We start from the raw sequence: 15,291 nt of genomic DNA, 5'->3' as shown, positions 1-15,291 counted from the left end.
TTTTGAGACAGCCCCTTTTAATATCCTTACTTTTCTAAACTTTTTGCCATCAATACTAAGGCATCTTTTCCTATCATACCTGGTTTAATTCCTAGCCTATCACATGCCACTGTTACTTTAGCTAATGGAGCTTCTAAAAGCTGTTCAATACTACGAACTCCCTCTGCACGTCCTGCAATAATTTTTCGAGCTCGTAATTTTTCAGAGTTATTAAAGAAATCAATATCTAGTGCTGCACACATAATGTATCCTACTTTTTCATAAGACACAATAAATAATGTCGTTTTAGGTAATTCTACCTCATAAGTTAAGAAATCGTAACCTTCAATATTAATTTTATTTACATGTAACACAACTTATCACCTCTCTATAACCTATGCAAAAAGCCTAGAGTAAGTGATAAAAAATGTTAATAAATAGCGTTCTTTGATATTTTAAACAATTTCAAGCATAAGGATCTATCGATTGTACAAACTAGAAATGAAATTTGTATACAAGGAGTGCTGTTTATGAAAGTAAAACAATTTATGACAGATGGCATCGAAGCACTAGCACCTAATGAAACGGTTTTAAATGCTTCAAGGTTAATGAAAAAATATGATATTGGATCACTTCCGGTCATTGATGAATCATCACAAGTTATTGGGATTGTAACTGATCGTGACATTGTTGTTCGTGTATTTGCAGACATTCTCCCTATGAATACAAAAGTGGAAGATATAATGACCCATCCTGTTCATACAATTATAGAAACAGCTGAAGTTGGGGAAGCAATCTCTTTAATGGCCAATAAACAAGTTCGTCGCCTACCAGTTGTCGACAATAATCATAAATTAGTTGGAATGATTTCACTTGGTGATTTAGCAGTTCATCAACTAACTGATGGACGCGCTGAAATTGCTTTAAAAGAAATCTCTGAACCGAATACTAACCCAAATCGCGACTTAGAAGTTGATGATTTTCCATTATAAAACGTGTACCGATAATAGAAGCTATTCTAATCAAACTAAAAAACTGAGTAAGCGACGACAAAGCAGTTCTCCTTTCTCAGTTTTTTATTAATATCTTTAACTCAATAATAGAAACTTTCTTCAAAATTAATAATTAAATCATTCCATCAATGATTGATTAAAATAATGTGGGGATGCAAACTCAATTCCTCTATACGCTTGTATCCCCGCAACTTTAAATGATTCGGTAGTTAAATATTTTTCTACCATTTCAATCATAATGAATAATTAGCCATTCATATCTGCTTTTAATGTAGACATTAAGATTAAGTCTAGACTCATTCCCTTTTGAACATATTAAATATATTCTTCAAAAATAATTTCATTCATGGCTGATGGATTTTTGACGCCACCTTCAATGATTAAATATTTCACGTTTTTAATCGTCCTTCAATACAATTAACATTTTATTATTTCTTCAAACCATTAATATAAGATGAATACTTAAACAGCCCCTCTCTTGAATGAAATAAAAAACTAATCACTTGTTATAAGTTAATTAAAAAAGTCACTATAAAATTTTATAGTGACTTTTAGTATTTAAATATAATTAATATATGCACCCATTATTTATTTTAATCTTCATGATTACAACCGCATTGATGTTCTAGTTCTTCAAATTCATCGTCATCATCTTCTTCGATGTCAATTACACAACTACCAAGTGCTTCGTCTAATAATTCCTCATCACTTAGTGTTGATAGATTAAGCGCATCTAAAACGGGGCAATAACGGGTGATTCCCTCTGCAACTTTCATACTACCAAGTGCAGCCATCCATCCTTTATGCTTCATAATTCCTAAACTAACCATCATTAATCCGGCACTAATTCGAACATAAGCGTCCATGCGTCCAACGTTTTTTACACACATGTGAATCACTCCTTTCGTTAATAGTGTCTCATTTTTCGACATTTTAATTCATTTTATTCAACTAACAAATAAAGTAAAAAGACTAAGTCCATATTAAGACTTAGTCTTTTTACATAATAATTTAATTAAAATTTAAACAGCTAATCGTTGATTAGCCGATTGATCCATTCATTTCAAGTTTTAATAATTGGTTTAACTCAACCGCATATTCCATTGGTAACTCTTTTGCGAACGGTTCAATGAATCCCATAACAATCATTTCTGTTGCTTGTTCTTCAGTTAATCCACGGCTCATTAAATAGAATAATTGCTCTTCTGAAACTTTTGAAACTGTTGCTTCATGTTGAATCGTTACATCATCATTTTTAACAATGTTATATGGAATTGTATCTGATTTTGAAATATCATCTAAGATAATTGTATCGCATTCAACATGAGACTTGGCACCTTTAGCCTTTTTGCCATGTTCTACAATTCCACGATATGTTACATTTCCTCCACCACGTGATAATGATTTTGAAATAATTGTTGAAGATGTATTTGGTGCTAAGTGAATCATTTTGGCACCCGCATCTTGAATTTGTCCTTCTCCAGCAAATGCAATTGAAATTGTTGTTCCTTTTGCACCTTCACCTTTTAAGACACACGCAGGATACTTCATCGTAATTTTTGAACCGATATTTCCATCAATCCATTCCATATGAGCATAATCTTCACATACTGCACGTTTCGTTACTAAGTTTAAGATATTATTTGACCAGTTTTGAATCGTTGAGTAACGACAACGTCCACCCTTACGAATATAAATTTCAACAACTGCAGAGTGTAATGAATCAGCTGAGTAAGTTGGTGCCGTACATCCTTCAACGTAATGAATATCTGCCCCTTCATCAACAATGATTAATGTACGTTCAAATTGTCCCATACTTTCAGTATTAATACGGAAATAAGATTGTAATGGTTTCTCAATTTTTACGCCTTTTGGAACATAAATGAATGATCCACCTGACCAAACGGCACTATTTAATGCGGCAAATTTATTATCTGCATAAGGAATAACTTTTCCAAAGTATTCTTTAAATAAATCTGGATATTCACGTAATGCTGAATCTGTATCCATGAAGATAACTCCTGCTTCTTCAAGTTCTTTTTGGTTATTATGGTAAACAACCTCTGATTCATATTGTGTTGAAACCCCAGATAAGAACTTAGCTTCTGCTTCTGGAATCCCTAATTTATCAAACGTATCTTTAATTTCATCTGGAACGTCTTCCCAACTATTTTCTGTCTTTTCAGACGGTTTAATATAATACGTATAATCATCGAAATTAATTTCTGATAAATCTGGTCCCCATTCTGGCATTGGCGTTTTCGCAAAATGCGCATAAGCTTTTAAGCGATACTCTAACATCCATTCAGGTTCACCTTTGATGGCTGAGATTTCTCGAACAACGTCTTCTGAAATTCCTTTTCCTGTATCTTTTAAATTTTTATATTCTGTTTTGAAGCCATATTTATAATCCGTTACAATGCCTTCAAGTTCGTGTTTTTTCTCTTGTACTTCAGTACTCACCCAGTAACCCTCCATTTCGGTTTGGTATGATTTTTTTATGTTATTTTTTTATTTCGTTAATTGCTTGCTCAGCAGCTTTCCATGAAATAGTTGCACATTTAACACGTGCTGGGAATTTAGACACACCTTGATAAACTGGTGCATCTCCCATATCTAAATCTTCATCGAATTCATTACCTTTAACTAACTCATAAAAATTGTTTGTAATATGCTGAGCTTCGTCTAATGTTTTTTCTTTTAATGTTTGAGACATAACCGAAGCTGATGAACAACAAATTGAACATCCAGTTCCTTCATGACGTAAGTCAATGATTTTACCGTCCTCTACTTTAACTTGAACCGTAATATCATCTCCACATGTTGGGTTTTTTAAGTGAACTTCATGATACCCATCTTCTTGTAATAATCCTTTATTACGAGGATTTTTATAATGATCCATAATAACTTGGCGATATAATTGCTCTAAATTAGAAAAAGACACCGTCGAAAAACTCCTTTCCTTTACGAGTGGCTTCAATAAATGCATCCACTTCTTCTTTTGTATTATATAAATAGAAACTTGCACGTAAAGTGGCTGGTTGACATAACCATCCCATTAATGGCTGTGCACAATGATGTCCAGCACGTACACAGACCCCTTCGGCATCATAAATAGTGGCTGCATCGTGTGGATGAACCCCATCAATATTAAATGAAATGATTCCAGTTTCAGCATCACGATTAAAAATCGTTACCCCACCTAATTCTTCAAGTTTTTCAACCGCATAGTTTCGTAACTCTAATTCATGTGCTGCAATATTATCAAATCCAATTGCCTCTAAATAATCGATAGCTGCTCCAAGTCCAATTGCTCCAGCAATAACTGGTGTCCCTGCTTCAAAACGATAAGGAGCATCTTTCCATGTTGATGTTACTTCACCAACGATATCAATCATTTCACCACCAAATTCCATTGGCTCTAATGCGTTTAATAATTCATATTTACCATATAAAACACCAACACCTGTTGGTCCACACATTTTATGTCCACTGAAAGATAAGAAATCACAATCTAAATCTTGAACATCAATTTTCATATGTGGAGCTGCTTGAGCTGCATCAACTGAAATGATTGCTCCTACTTCATGAGCTAAAGCTGTGATTTCTTTAATTGGGGACACATATCCCATCACGTTAGAAACATAGTTAATCGCAACAACTTTTGTCTTATCACTTAAAACTTTTTTAAAATTTTCTACTGTAATATGACCTGTTTCATCAAGTGGGATGAATTTTAAGACAGCACCTGTCACACGAGCCACATGTTGCCATGGTAAGAAGCTACTATGATGTTCTAGCTCAGAAACAATGATTTCATCCCCGGCTTTTAAATTATATAAACCATAACTTTGAGCAACTAAGTTTAGGGCGTGCGTTGCCCCTTTAGTAAAAACAATTTCTTCTACCTTTTTAGCATTAATTAATTGTTTAACCTTTTCACGTGCTCCTTCATATAATTCCGTTGCATCGTTACTTAATTGGTATACACCGCGATGAACATTAGATGTTTTCTTCGTATTGTAATGATTTACGGCGTCAATAACCACTTGAGGCTTTAACGTTGTAGCACCACTATCTAAATATACTAATGGATGTCCGTTCATCGTTTCCTTTAAAATAGGGAAATCTTCACGGATACGATTGACATCGATTGACATTGTCTCCACCTCTTTAAGCATTAATTTTACGTTCAATAACCTTCACGAATTCTGATTTGATTACCTCGCTACGAATATCATCAATGAATGGCATTAAGAATCCGTAAATAATTAAAATTTCAGCTGCACGACGCGTTAATCCACGACTCATTAAATAGTATAATTGCTCTTCGTCAATTTTACCAACACCAGCCGCATGTCCAGCTTTAACATCATACTCGTCAATTAAAAGAATTGGATTAGCATCGGCACGTGCTGTTTCAGATAAAATCATGGCACGGCTTTCTTGTTGTGCATTCGATCCATTCATTCCTTTATTAATTTTTCCGATTCCATTGAATGTTAATTGAGCACTATCTTTTGAAACCCCATGGCTGACAATATGTCCTTCTGTATAAGGAGCCAAGTGTTCAATATTGACTGTGATATTTTGTTTTTGTTTGCCTTCAGCAATCGCCACTGTTTTCACTTCAGCAGTTGCACCTTGCCCGACTAAAGCAACTAAGTTCTCAGAAACTGTATTTCCGTCATTTAAAGCTCCTAATGATAATAAGAAACTTCCATTTGCTTGAACATTTGCTTTACGACATTGGTAAACTGTTGAATCTTGGTGTAAACGATCCATCGCTGCATATTCAACATGTGCATTTTCACCAACAACAACTTCTGAAATCGCATTGATGTTTGCTTTTGAAGTATTATGATAGTTTTCGATATATTTGAATTGTGAACTTTGTTCTGCCACGATTAATGTGTGATTCATTAATGATCCATTTTCTTGTACATATACAACATTTAAGACATCATTAATCACTTTATTTTTTGGAACATAGATAAATAAACCACTATTTAAATGAGCAACATGCATTGCCACTAATTTATTCATTTCTACTGGTGTTACTGTCATGAAATGAGACTTAAATAAATCTTCATGAACCGTTAAAGCCTCTGTTAAGTTGGCTAATACAACTCCATTAAAGGCATCACTTAATTTCTTGTAAACAACAACGCCGTCACATACGATGACAACATTTTGTTCATCAGCATTCACTAAGTGCGAAACTGCTGCTGGGATTTCATTCTCTTTATATGAAACTGGAGCTTGTGCTTCAATGACATCGAAGGCCCAGTTTTTAATATTTGTACGATCTGCTTTTGGTAATTTTAATGAAGGCATCGCAGCTAAAGCTTTCGATTGCATTTCATTAACCCAAGTTGGTAATTGCGTCATCAATCTGACCCCTTTCATCTATAACTTTTAAATCTTATCAGTACATTTATTATATAAACAGTGTTTAGATTATAGGTCTAACATTTCTTTTGTAGCACATGTTCCGATTGATACGACTTTACGTTTTTCATCTTCAACGATTACTCGTTCATCTTCGATTCCTAATTCTTGTTTAATCCAATCGTATCCTTCACGATCAATACGTTCAATTAATTCTGGTCCACCAGATTTAACGATACGCCCTTTCATCATGATATGAACGAAGTCTGGTTTGATATGGTCTAATAAACGTTGGTAGTGAGTAATTAATAAGCATCCAAAGTTTTCACCACGCATTGAGTTTACTGCTTCTCCAACAATACGTAATGCATCAACATCTAATCCTGAGTCAATTTCATCTAAAATTGCAATATTTGGTTTTAACATTAACATTTGTAAAATTTCATTACGTTTTTTCTCTCCACCTGAGAATCCTTCATTTAAGTAACGATGTGGTAAATCTTCACGCATTTCTAATTTTGCCACACTCTTATCTAATTCACGAATAAACTTAAATAAAGGAACATCTTTTCCTTCTTCCATACGTGTTTGCATAGCTGTACGTAAAAAGTCTGAGTTTGTAACACCTGGTACTTCTGCAGGATATTGCATTGCTAAGAATAATCCAGCACGAGCACGCTCATCAACTGACATAGCTAATACATCTTCATTATTTAATGTCACATTTCCACTTGTTACATGATATTTAGGGTGTCCCATAATTGTAGAAGATAATGTCGATTTTCCAGTTCCGTTAGGTCCCATGATCGCATGAACTTCTCCGCCTTTAATTTCTAAGTTTACGCCTTTTAAAATTTCTTTATCTTCAACGTTTGCACGTAATTCTGATATCGTTAAAACAGGTTTTTGCATGTTTTATTTCCTCCATTCAAGTGATTTACATTTTTTCAAAGTAATTTTATTATACTAAATTCACATCTTAAAACCAAATAATATAGTAATCTTCTTTACAAATCGATATTTTTATTGTAGTAAAGCATCCAATCTTTGTTATTTTTAGATACGCAAGTTTATTACATACATATTTTTTTATAGATTTCTTTAAATCTTTATGCCTGTTGCAGAATAAATATATAGAAAGTGTAAAAGAAATAAAAAATAACAGAATTTCATAAAAAAATGTAGTTACACTAAAATTATAAAATGCCACCGTAAATAACGATTACTTTTTATTTTTTTAAAATACTATCGTTTTTTATCTTAAATATAGGTTAATCTATTAACATATTATTTTCATTTAGAGGATTTTGTAGTATTATGGAACAGGATAAAATTTGGAGGTAACTGTATGGAATACATTAATATCTTACTAGGTCTATTTAGTGGACTTGCCCTATTTTTATTCGGTATGGAATTTATGGGAGATGGACTTGAAAACGCAGCCGGTTCACGATTAAAATCATTCTTCGATAAAGCCATTACAAATCCACTTAAAGGGGCTTTAGTAGGAACAATTGTCACAGCAATTATACAAAGTAGTAGTGCTACAACCGTAATGGTCGTTGGTTTCGTTAACGCAGGTCTTATGAGCTTATACCAAGCAGTAGGAGTCATCATGGGGGCTAACATCGGGACAACGATTACTGGTCAATTAATCACATTCAAAATTGATGATTACATTCCATTATTCATCATTATCGGGGCGGCGCTTATCTTATTCATGAAACAAGAAAAGCGTAAAGAAATCGGTAAAATCGTCTTTGGGTTCGGTCTTTTATTCATGGGATTATCTCAAATGAAAGATGCAATGAGCCCAATTGCCCAAACAACATTCTTCCAAGACTTAATCTTAACTCTTGAAGGAAACATGTTCTTAGGAATTTTAGTCGGGGCAGCTATGACTGCAGTCGTACAAAGTTCTTCTGCATCAACAGCAATTCTTTTATCCCTAGCTGCAACAGGTGCAATTAGCTTACAAGTAGCGATTCCTATCCTATTCGGTAATAATATCGGAACATGTGTAACTGCCCTATTATCAAGTTTAAATGCCAATAAAGTGGCTAAGAAAGCTGCATTCATCCATTTATCATTTAACTTAATCGGAACATTAATCTTCTTACCATTGATTAATATCCTATCGCAAGTTGTGATGTATATGGGTGGAGATATTGACAAACAAATTGCCAATGCACATACAATCTTTAATATTGTCAATGCAATTATTTTATTACCATTTGCTGGTGTGTTTGTTAAATTAGCTAACTTAGCTCTTAAAGATAAAGAAGGTGAAAAACCAACGATTAATCGTTTAGATCGTCGTTTCCTTGAAACACCTGCGATTGCATTCGAGCAAGCATTCCAAGAAAGTTTAACAATGTATGATTTAGCAAAAGAAAACTTAACACTTTCAACAAATGCTTTAATTGATGGTAAAGTAACAAATCTCAAAAAAATCTTTAAAAATGAATCAGAGATTAATCGCTTAGAACGTGAATTATCTACATTCTTAGTGTCAATTTCTTCTCATGATATTACAGAAGTTGATACTAATCGTATCGCATCAATGATTAAAATCATAAGTGATATTGAGCGTATTGGAGATCATAGTAAAAATATCGCTGAATTAGCCGAAGAAGTTTCAACAAGTAAATTAACATTTACAAGTGATGCATTAGAAGAGTTAAGATTAATGTATAACTATACAATCGAATCGATTAATTCATCTTATGCAAGCTACAAAAATAATAATCGTCAAAAAGCAAATGACACAATGATTTTTGAAGAAAATATCGATCGCTTAGAAGAGTTATTACGTGATAAACACATCCAACGCTTAAGCCAAAACAAATGTAATGCTCATAGTGGTGCTGTATTCTTAGATGCTATTTCAAACTTTGAACGTATTGGTGATCATTCAATCAATATCGCTGAATATGTTTTAAGTTTAGATAATAATATGAAAAAATAATTTATATTATCCACAAAAAAACAAGTTAGGATGAATGTCCTAACTTGTTTTTTTATTTTTATTTAAGACCAAATACTAAGTCCATTAATCGTAATAATTCATTTGCCTCTTCTTGATTACGAATAGGATGGTATTTAAAAAAGTCTAACGTTTTTAGTTGAGCCTCACTAACTATTCGATCAATTGGGCCTCCTATTTCTAGAGTCGTTCTTAATCTTTCCTCTATCTCTACAACTTTGAATAAAATATGATTCATCTTCGCCACATCCCTTTCTATCAAATAAACTGACTTATTATGGCTTTAAAATGGACAGTTTATTCATTTCCATCGAAGAATTTATGGACTAAATTTTAAAGAGGGAACGTACAATCTAGAGATACTAACATCAATAGGAGTGAAAATAATGACTGTACTACCGATCATCCTTAGCTTATTTTGCGGTCTTGCTCTCTTTTTATATGGAATGCGACAAATGAGCAATGCCTTGAAATCATTAGCTGGCAATAAATTAAAAGAAACAGTTTCTACCACCATTACTTCTCCTTATATAGGAGCATTTATTGGTTGCATCTTTACCGCACTCGTTCAAAGCAGTTCAGCAATTACTGTGTTAGTCGTTGGGCTAGTGGATACAGGATTAATGACTTTATTACAAGCAACCGGAGTCATTATGGGAGCTAACATTGGAACAACGGTAACTACGCAATTGATTACACTTAATTTAACGGATTTTATTCCTTACTTTATTTTTTTAGGAGCTACCCTAATGCTCTTTTCTACCAAGAAAAACATTCATCATATCGGGCATTTTTTATTTAGTTTTGGGATGTTATTTCTCGGGCTTGGAATCGTTAAATCATCAATGAGCCCTATCGTCTCTTCTGGCCTTTTCCAACGACTCATTTTTAATGTTCAAGGTAAACCTCTTCTGTGTATTCTTCTGGGAATGTCCATTACCTTCTTAATTCAAAGTTCCTCAGCTTCAACAGCCATTCTCATCTCACTCGCTTCTACCAGAGCAATCACTCTTTATACAGCCATTCCTATTCTTTTTGGCCATGAAATTGGAACATGTATGACAGCTATACTATCTAGCTTAAGTGGTAATACAGCCGGAAAGCAGGCAGCACTCATTCACTTTACCTTTAATTTTCTGGGAACACTACTCTTCTTACCATTCATCGACAATCTAATAGATTTCACTGCAACCTTTAGTCCAACACCTGAACGACAAATTGCGAATGCACAACTTTTCTTCAATTTATCGACTGTATTCTTATTCCTACCATTTAGCAAACTATTCGTTAAATTTGCTGAAATGGTCTTTCATGAGAAAAAACAATCCACCTACCGACATTTTCGATAGAAAAAGGGAGCACTCATTTAAGAGTCTCCCTTTTGTTTACTTTTAATGTCTTTTTTAGTAATAAGCTATCACCCTACCAGCAGAGATACCTCATTAGTGGAGGATACTTTTCTTTCGAAAAAGACAAGGACTCCATAGCTAAGCTGACAATCGAAGATTGTTTCAATCCCTAGCAATTGAGGATACATTTTCTTCGAAAATGCCAGGGAACCCCTTAGCGCTGAGAACCCATGAAGTTCTCAATGTCTTCTACCGATTTGATGATGTCTTTTGATAAGTTTTCGTGTCCATCTTTTGTCACTAATATATCATCTTCGATACGGATTCCGATTCCTTCTTCAGCAATATATAATCCTGGTTCAATTGTAATAACCATACCTGGTTGTAAGACACCACCACGTCCACCAACATCATGTGTATCTAATCCTAAATAGTGTCCGATTCCATGGTAATAGTATTTTGATAATTCTTCATCTTTTTCAATTAACCCAAGTTTCTTACATCCTTCAGCTAACTTTCTACGAGCAAATTCATTAACATCTTGTAGAGGAACTCCAGGCTTAATGATTTCAATAGTTGCTAACTGCGCATCTAAAACAGCCTGATAAACATCACGCTGACGATCTGTAAACTTCCCGTTAATTGGGAATGTACGTGAAATATCAGAACAATAATAGTTCCACTCACATCCTAAGTCAAATAAAATTAAATCTCCATCGCGACAGATTGAATCATTTTTATCATAATGTAAAACTGTGGCATTAGCTCCAGAAGCTGCAATCGTATGGAACGATGTCTTTTTAACCCCTTCTGTTTTAATCGTGAAATTATAATATGCTTCTAATTGATACTCATACATTCCTGGTTTTGAGTTTCTCATTAAACTCTCAATTCCTAAACGTGTTTTTTCAATTGCTGTACGCATATTTGCAATCTCATCTTCTGATTTAATTAAACGTAAAGCGGTAATATCGTGATAAATATTTTGTACGTGCAAAAATGGATATTGACGTTTTAATTCTTTGGCAAATAAAGTTTGAATCGTATCTGAATGATGATATGATCCACGTTCAAAGTCAAAGTACGCATTTTCAAATCCTTCGTTTAATAACCAACGACCTAACATGTTGCGTAACTCACTTTCAGGGAAGACATTTTTAATTCCTGAAATTTCTGTTGCTTCTTCTTTACTCATTCGTTTTCCAGTCCATTTTTCTTCTACTTCTGAAACTGTCTCAATGAATAAATAATCTTCCATAACTCCATTAAATTTACGTAAGACATACGCCATTTTTGGACGATCTAAGTTCGTTAAGTAATAGAAGTTACGATGTGGTGTATATTCATAAAATTGATCACCTGAACGCACGGGTGCATCTCCTGAAAACAAAATTAATAACGAGTTATCTTTAATATTGGCCCCTAATTTTTGACGTCTAAATTTTAAAGTGTCTAACATAAAAGCTCACTCCTTTTCAAAATATTGCTACTATTATAGCATATATTAATTCATTCAATTATTGTTTTTTTGTAAGAATTTTATTCATCTCCTATTTTAGACGAAAAAGTCGAATTTAATCATAGAAAAAGACATCCTGAGTTACAGAATGTCTTCTTCTATGACGAGACACTTGTCACCTCATCCTACAATAAGTGAGTCACTTGCTTAATTGCCCATGCTTGATGATCAAGATGTAATTGACTTAAACAATCCTCTAAACTCATCCAGACTAATTCATGGTCATGTTCAATCGGCTGTGCCACTTGTTCAAGATACGTCGCTAAATAAAAGTGTCCTATTGCATGTAAATAAAGATCACGATACATCGAATAGTAGTAATTAGATGCCTTACAAACAAATTGATTAATTTCAATCTCCCAGCCAAGCTCTTCTAAGCATTCACGACGTAAACAAGCTTCTTTACTTTCAGTGCCTTCTAGTCCACCACCTGGTAAAAAATAACCATGAGGTAGACGAATAGTAGCCACTTCATTTTTATCATTTAAAATAATGGCATAAACCCCTTCTCGATCAACATACGTTTGACCAGATAGCTTTTCACCAAAAACATCATCAACCATTTCGTACACTTCCAATCTTTAATTAAATCTCACCGCTTATTTTTAAATAATAACCAGGAATTGCATCAATTCCCCATTACACGTTTAATATCAGTCGAATTTTTAAACCAACTCTCTTTATTAATTCGTTGGATTTCAATCAGACAAATCATAATTTTAGCTTTCGGATATGCCCATTGAAAATACATCAAGCAACGTCTTGTATGAAATACTTGTATACAAAAAATGGCTTTTTCTACCTCAACTCCTAGTTAATCCGTCACTTGATGGCATTTATATACCTTTTTGAATTAAAACATCTCACATAAACACCTACTCTGTCTCATATGGATGAGGATATTATTTGATCACCTCATCAGGTAGACTAAGGTCATCTGCAAGTACACTATATTTCCCCGCAAGAAGATCGTTAGCATCTTCTTTCGATCATCATTTAGCTGCTTGAAAACAAGACCGTAGAATAAAGATAATATGCTCTGTCTCTAACTCGTGATCAACAAAAATACATTCGGTAATATCCCTAATCACGAAACATCCACTTATTTTCACTTTCGATTATAACGAGTTCAATATACAACATTTGTCACTTTTTGACCATTTTGATTGATAAGTGCAAAAATTCACTAACCCCTACATGATTAAAGATAAAAGAATGGGAATAAAAATTGCAGGAACAAAGTTCATTAATTTTAAATTCGTCATTCGAAGCATATTCAAGGCAAGTCCAATAATTAATAATGATCCAACCCCCGTCATTTCAGCAATCACCATATCAGTTAAAAAAGGAGCCATCAAACTCGCAAGAAAGGTGATTCCACCTTGATAGATCAAAACCAAAACACTTGATAAGATAACTCCCACTCCTAAACTCGTTGAAAAAATTAACGCTGATATTCCATCTAACATTGCTTTCGTATAAAGCATCGAGGTATCACCTTTTAGTCCATCTTGTAAAGCGCCAACAATCGCCATGGCTCCAACACAAAACAATAAACTTGCACTCACAAATCCTTCAGAAATTGAAACATATTCATCCTTACTTTTAAACTTATTCTCTAGCCAATTTCCTAATTGAGTCACACGTTCATCTAAATCTAATAACTCACCAATTAACGTTCCAATTACCATTGATAAAATAAGCATTAATACATTTTTTGCTTGTAGCGTTCCACTGATACCAATATATAGTACACATAGTGCTAACCCATTCATGACTTGATTTCCAAATCGCTTAGGCAATCCTTTTTTTAATACAAGTCCGATACTCCCCCCTAAAATAATCGCCCCTGCATTCACAACTGTCCCTAACACTATGACGCCCCCTTTCTTTTGTCATGAAGAAATTATACATAAATCTTTCAAAAAATAACAGTAAAGAAATTAAAAAAAGATTCACAGCTATGTACCCAATAACTACACTCTAAGAAAAAGAAAAAAACTAAATCAATTGCCACTGAATCACCTCAACCACAATCAATCTAGTTTTTTCACTGCTAATCACACCCCTATTGCTCTTTTATTATAATACACTTATTAAGCTTCATTTGTCATTTATTGTAAAATATCCCCTTCAAATTTCTACATTAATTTCAAGATTAGTGTGTTAAATCGTTTTTTAATAACTTTAAACCCTAACTTCTTATATAAAGCTAATGCTTCCTGATTTGTCTTCATCACATCAAGAAGATATTCACTTACTTTTATTTCATCCAAAATATATTCTATTAATTGTGTCGCAATGCCTTGGCGACGAAAGCTTGGATGTATAACTAATGAATTTAAATATATTTGATTATCATTCACAACAACTGCGTCTCTCATAACCTTGTAATAAAATCGTAGAAATTTAGACCACCCTGTCATCTTTCTAACATCTTTTAGACTCACTTCAAATGAAGCATGTTTCCTCGTTGAATAAGTCAATACACCTACCAGTTGTTCTTTATACAATGCAATAAAGCATTGTTCACACCTCATCGCAGTACTAAATAACTGAATTAATACCTCTTCCTCTATTTTTAAAGTTAAAAATATATCCTTAAACTGCTCAATTAAAAAGCTAACAACTTGGTTAATTTCATAAAATTCAACTCGTCTAATTGTCACTTCCATCTAATCACTCATTTCAATTGTCGATTGAAAAAATCTTTCTTGAAATTCAACTAAAGCCTTAATCTGTGATTCATTATATCGATACCGATCGCGACAAACAACTAACTTATCTTCCACATCATCTTGTCGATGAATAATCGCCACGACATAACCTTCAAATCTATCTAATGGTTCAAACTCTCCGATAACATAAGCATCTACTTCTTCGCCATCACCCGCTACAGTATCTGGAATATAGCCATAATTCAACGGATAAATGAACCCATGTTTCGGATGTTTTGATCCGAGTGGACGATCCATCATCACAGTAACTTTTTGACCAATCATCACTTTCGCTCCCTTCTTATTCCGTACGATAAAGCTAAATAAATTTTACTAT

17 protein-coding genes are annotated in these 15,291 nt (G+C 33.6%); 3 read left to right on the top strand and 14 right to left on the bottom strand.

The features are described 5' to 3' along the window. Positions 1–26: 26 nt before the first annotated feature. On the bottom strand, positions 27–353 hold the full coding sequence (locus NEH74_RS07660; RefSeq protein ID WP_055243323.1) for a YunC family protein: 327 nt from the start codon (positions 351–353) through the stop codon (positions 27–29). A gap of 156 nt (positions 354–509) precedes the next feature. Between NEH74_RS07660 and NEH74_RS07655 the strand changes: the two genes are divergently transcribed. After that, entirely contained in the window at positions 510–971 is a 462-nt protein-coding gene (locus tag NEH74_RS07655) for a CBS domain-containing protein (protein ID WP_055243324.1), read from the top strand. A gap of 614 nt (positions 972–1,585) precedes the next feature. Here the strand turns inward: NEH74_RS07655 and NEH74_RS07650 are convergent. The 6 genes from NEH74_RS07650 to sufC all read right to left on the bottom strand — a co-directional run bounded on the left by NEH74_RS07650 (position 1,586) and on the right by sufC (position 7,295). After that, on the bottom strand, positions 1,586–1,882 hold the full coding sequence (locus NEH74_RS07650; RefSeq protein WP_055304898.1) for a DUF2892 domain-containing protein: 297 nt from the start codon (positions 1,880–1,882) through the stop codon (positions 1,586–1,588). A gap of 151 nt (positions 1,883–2,033) precedes the next feature. Then, positions 2,034–3,470: a Fe-S cluster assembly protein SufB gene (sufB, locus tag NEH74_RS07645; RefSeq protein WP_055275597.1), complete on the bottom strand. Its 1,437-nt coding sequence runs from the start codon at positions 3,468–3,470 to the stop codon at positions 2,034–2,036. Positions 3,471–3,495: 25 nt separating this feature from the next. Continuing rightward, the gene (gene sufU, locus NEH74_RS07640; protein ID WP_055275595.1) at positions 3,496–3,936 is read right to left on the bottom strand and encodes a Fe-S cluster assembly sulfur transfer protein SufU; all 441 of its coding nucleotides are present in this window, start codon (positions 3,934–3,936) and stop codon (positions 3,496–3,498) included. Continuing rightward, the gene (locus tag NEH74_RS07635; protein ID WP_202966245.1) at positions 3,923–5,161 is read right to left on the bottom strand and encodes a cysteine desulfurase; all 1,239 of its coding nucleotides are present in this window, start codon (positions 5,159–5,161) and stop codon (positions 3,923–3,925) included. The genes sufU and NEH74_RS07635 overlap by 14 nt, the downstream gene beginning before the upstream one ends. Before the next feature lie 4 nt (positions 5,162–5,165). After that, on the bottom strand, positions 5,166–6,383 hold the full coding sequence (gene sufD, locus NEH74_RS07630) for a Fe-S cluster assembly protein SufD (protein ID WP_055304900.1): 1,218 nt from the start codon (positions 6,381–6,383) through the stop codon (positions 5,166–5,168). A 69-nt stretch (positions 6,384–6,452) separates the two neighbouring features. After that, complete coding sequence (sufC, locus tag NEH74_RS07625) at positions 6,453–7,295, bottom strand: Fe-S cluster assembly ATPase SufC (RefSeq protein WP_055243329.1); 843 nt, start codon at positions 7,293–7,295, stop codon at positions 6,453–6,455. 436 nt (positions 7,296–7,731) lie between these two features. Between sufC and NEH74_RS07620 the strand changes: the two genes are divergently transcribed. Beyond that, positions 7,732–9,351 carry a Na/Pi cotransporter family protein gene (locus tag NEH74_RS07620; protein WP_055304902.1) on the top strand — a complete coding sequence of 540 codons (1,620 nt, stop codon included), beginning with the start codon at positions 7,732–7,734 and terminating at the stop codon, positions 9,349–9,351. Positions 9,352–9,409: 58 nt separating this feature from the next. Here the strand turns inward: NEH74_RS07620 and NEH74_RS07615 are convergent, their stop codons facing one another. Further along, a complete protein-coding gene (locus NEH74_RS07615) occupies positions 9,410–9,607 on the bottom strand; it encodes a hypothetical protein (RefSeq protein WP_055243331.1) in 198 nt (65 codons plus the stop codon). A gap of 148 nt (positions 9,608–9,755) precedes the next feature. Here NEH74_RS07615 and NEH74_RS07610 point away from each other — a divergent pair, with 148 nt between their 5' ends. Next, entirely contained in the window at positions 9,756–10,718 is a 963-nt protein-coding gene (locus NEH74_RS07610) for a Na/Pi cotransporter family protein (RefSeq protein ID WP_055304904.1), read from the top strand. A 214-nt stretch (positions 10,719–10,932) separates the two neighbouring features. Here the strand turns inward: NEH74_RS07610 and NEH74_RS07605 are convergent, their stop codons facing one another. From NEH74_RS07605 to NEH74_RS07580, 6 genes are all read right to left on the bottom strand, one after another. Further along, entirely contained in the window at positions 10,933–12,177 is a 1,245-nt protein-coding gene (locus NEH74_RS07605; protein WP_055304906.1) for an aminopeptidase P family protein, read from the bottom strand. A 185-nt stretch (positions 12,178–12,362) separates the two neighbouring features. After that, a complete protein-coding gene (locus NEH74_RS07600; RefSeq protein WP_055304908.1) occupies positions 12,363–12,800 on the bottom strand; it encodes an NUDIX hydrolase in 438 nt (145 codons plus the stop codon). A gap of 65 nt (positions 12,801–12,865) precedes the next feature. After that, positions 12,866–12,988 carry a hypothetical protein gene (locus tag NEH74_RS07595; protein ID WP_257720679.1) on the bottom strand — a complete coding sequence of 41 codons (123 nt, stop codon included), beginning with the start codon at positions 12,986–12,988 and terminating at the stop codon, positions 12,866–12,868. 442 nt (positions 12,989–13,430) lie between these two features. Then, complete coding sequence (locus tag NEH74_RS07590; RefSeq protein ID WP_055276975.1) at positions 13,431–14,111, bottom strand: DUF554 domain-containing protein; 681 nt, start codon at positions 14,109–14,111, stop codon at positions 13,431–13,433. Between the two features lie 267 nt (positions 14,112–14,378). Beyond that, positions 14,379–14,912 carry a GNAT family N-acetyltransferase gene (locus NEH74_RS07585; RefSeq protein WP_055304911.1) on the bottom strand — a complete coding sequence of 178 codons (534 nt, stop codon included), beginning with the start codon at positions 14,910–14,912 and terminating at the stop codon, positions 14,379–14,381. After that, positions 14,913–15,239 (bottom strand): inorganic diphosphatase, encoded by a 327-nt coding sequence (locus tag NEH74_RS07580; RefSeq protein WP_055243337.1) that lies wholly within the window; start codon positions 15,237–15,239, stop codon positions 14,913–14,915. It abuts the gene before it with no gap. Positions 15,240–15,291: the final 52 nt, after the last annotated feature.

The sequence above is a fragment of the Turicibacter sp. GALT-G1 genome (assembly GCF_025594995.1).
In the GTDB taxonomy this organism is placed as follows: domain Bacteria; phylum Bacillota_I; class Bacilli_A; order MOL361; family Turicibacteraceae; genus Turicibacter; species Turicibacter bilis.
Note: the sequence above shows the minus strand (reverse complement) of the source record. Positions and strands in the feature narration are given on the sequence as shown.

Excerpts from the sequence above, each read along its gene's own strand:
- NEH74_RS07620 (WP_055304902.1), top strand. The coding sequence starts at position 7,732 with ATGGAATACATTAATATCTTACTAGGTCTATTTAGTGGACTTGCCCTA.
- NEH74_RS07610 (WP_055304904.1), top strand. The coding sequence starts at position 9,756 with ATGACTGTACTACCGATCATCCTTAGCTTATTTTGCGGTCTTGCTCTC.
- sufD (WP_055304900.1), bottom strand. The coding sequence starts at position 6,383 with ATGACGCAATTACCAACTTGGGTTAATGAAATGCAATCGAAAGCTTTA.
- NEH74_RS07615 (WP_055243331.1), bottom strand. The coding sequence starts at position 9,607 with ATGAATCATATTTTATTCAAAGTTGTAGAGATAGAGGAAAGATTAAGA.
- NEH74_RS07650 (WP_055304898.1), bottom strand. The coding sequence starts at position 1,882 with ATGTGTGTAAAAAACGTTGGACGCATGGACGCTTATGTTCGAATTAGT.
- NEH74_RS07580 (WP_055243337.1), bottom strand. The coding sequence starts at position 15,239 with ATGATTGGTCAAAAAGTTACTGTGATGATGGATCGTCCACTCGGATCA.
- sufB (WP_055275597.1), bottom strand. The coding sequence starts at position 3,470 with ATGGAGGGTTACTGGGTGAGTACTGAAGTACAAGAGAAAAAACACGAA.
- sufC (WP_055243329.1), bottom strand. The coding sequence starts at position 7,295 with ATGCAAAAACCTGTTTTAACGATATCAGAATTACGTGCAAACGTTGAA.
- NEH74_RS07655 (WP_055243324.1), top strand. The coding sequence starts at position 510 with ATGAAAGTAAAACAATTTATGACAGATGGCATCGAAGCACTAGCACCT.
- NEH74_RS07585 (WP_055304911.1), bottom strand. The coding sequence starts at position 14,912 with ATGGAAGTGACAATTAGACGAGTTGAATTTTATGAAATTAACCAAGTT.
- NEH74_RS07600 (WP_055304908.1), bottom strand. The coding sequence starts at position 12,800 with ATGGTTGATGATGTTTTTGGTGAAAAGCTATCTGGTCAAACGTATGTT.
- NEH74_RS07595 (WP_257720679.1), bottom strand. The coding sequence starts at position 12,988 with ATGTATTTTCAATGGGCATATCCGAAAGCTAAAATTATGATTTGTCTG.
- NEH74_RS07605 (WP_055304906.1), bottom strand. The coding sequence starts at position 12,177 with ATGTTAGACACTTTAAAATTTAGACGTCAAAAATTAGGGGCCAATATT.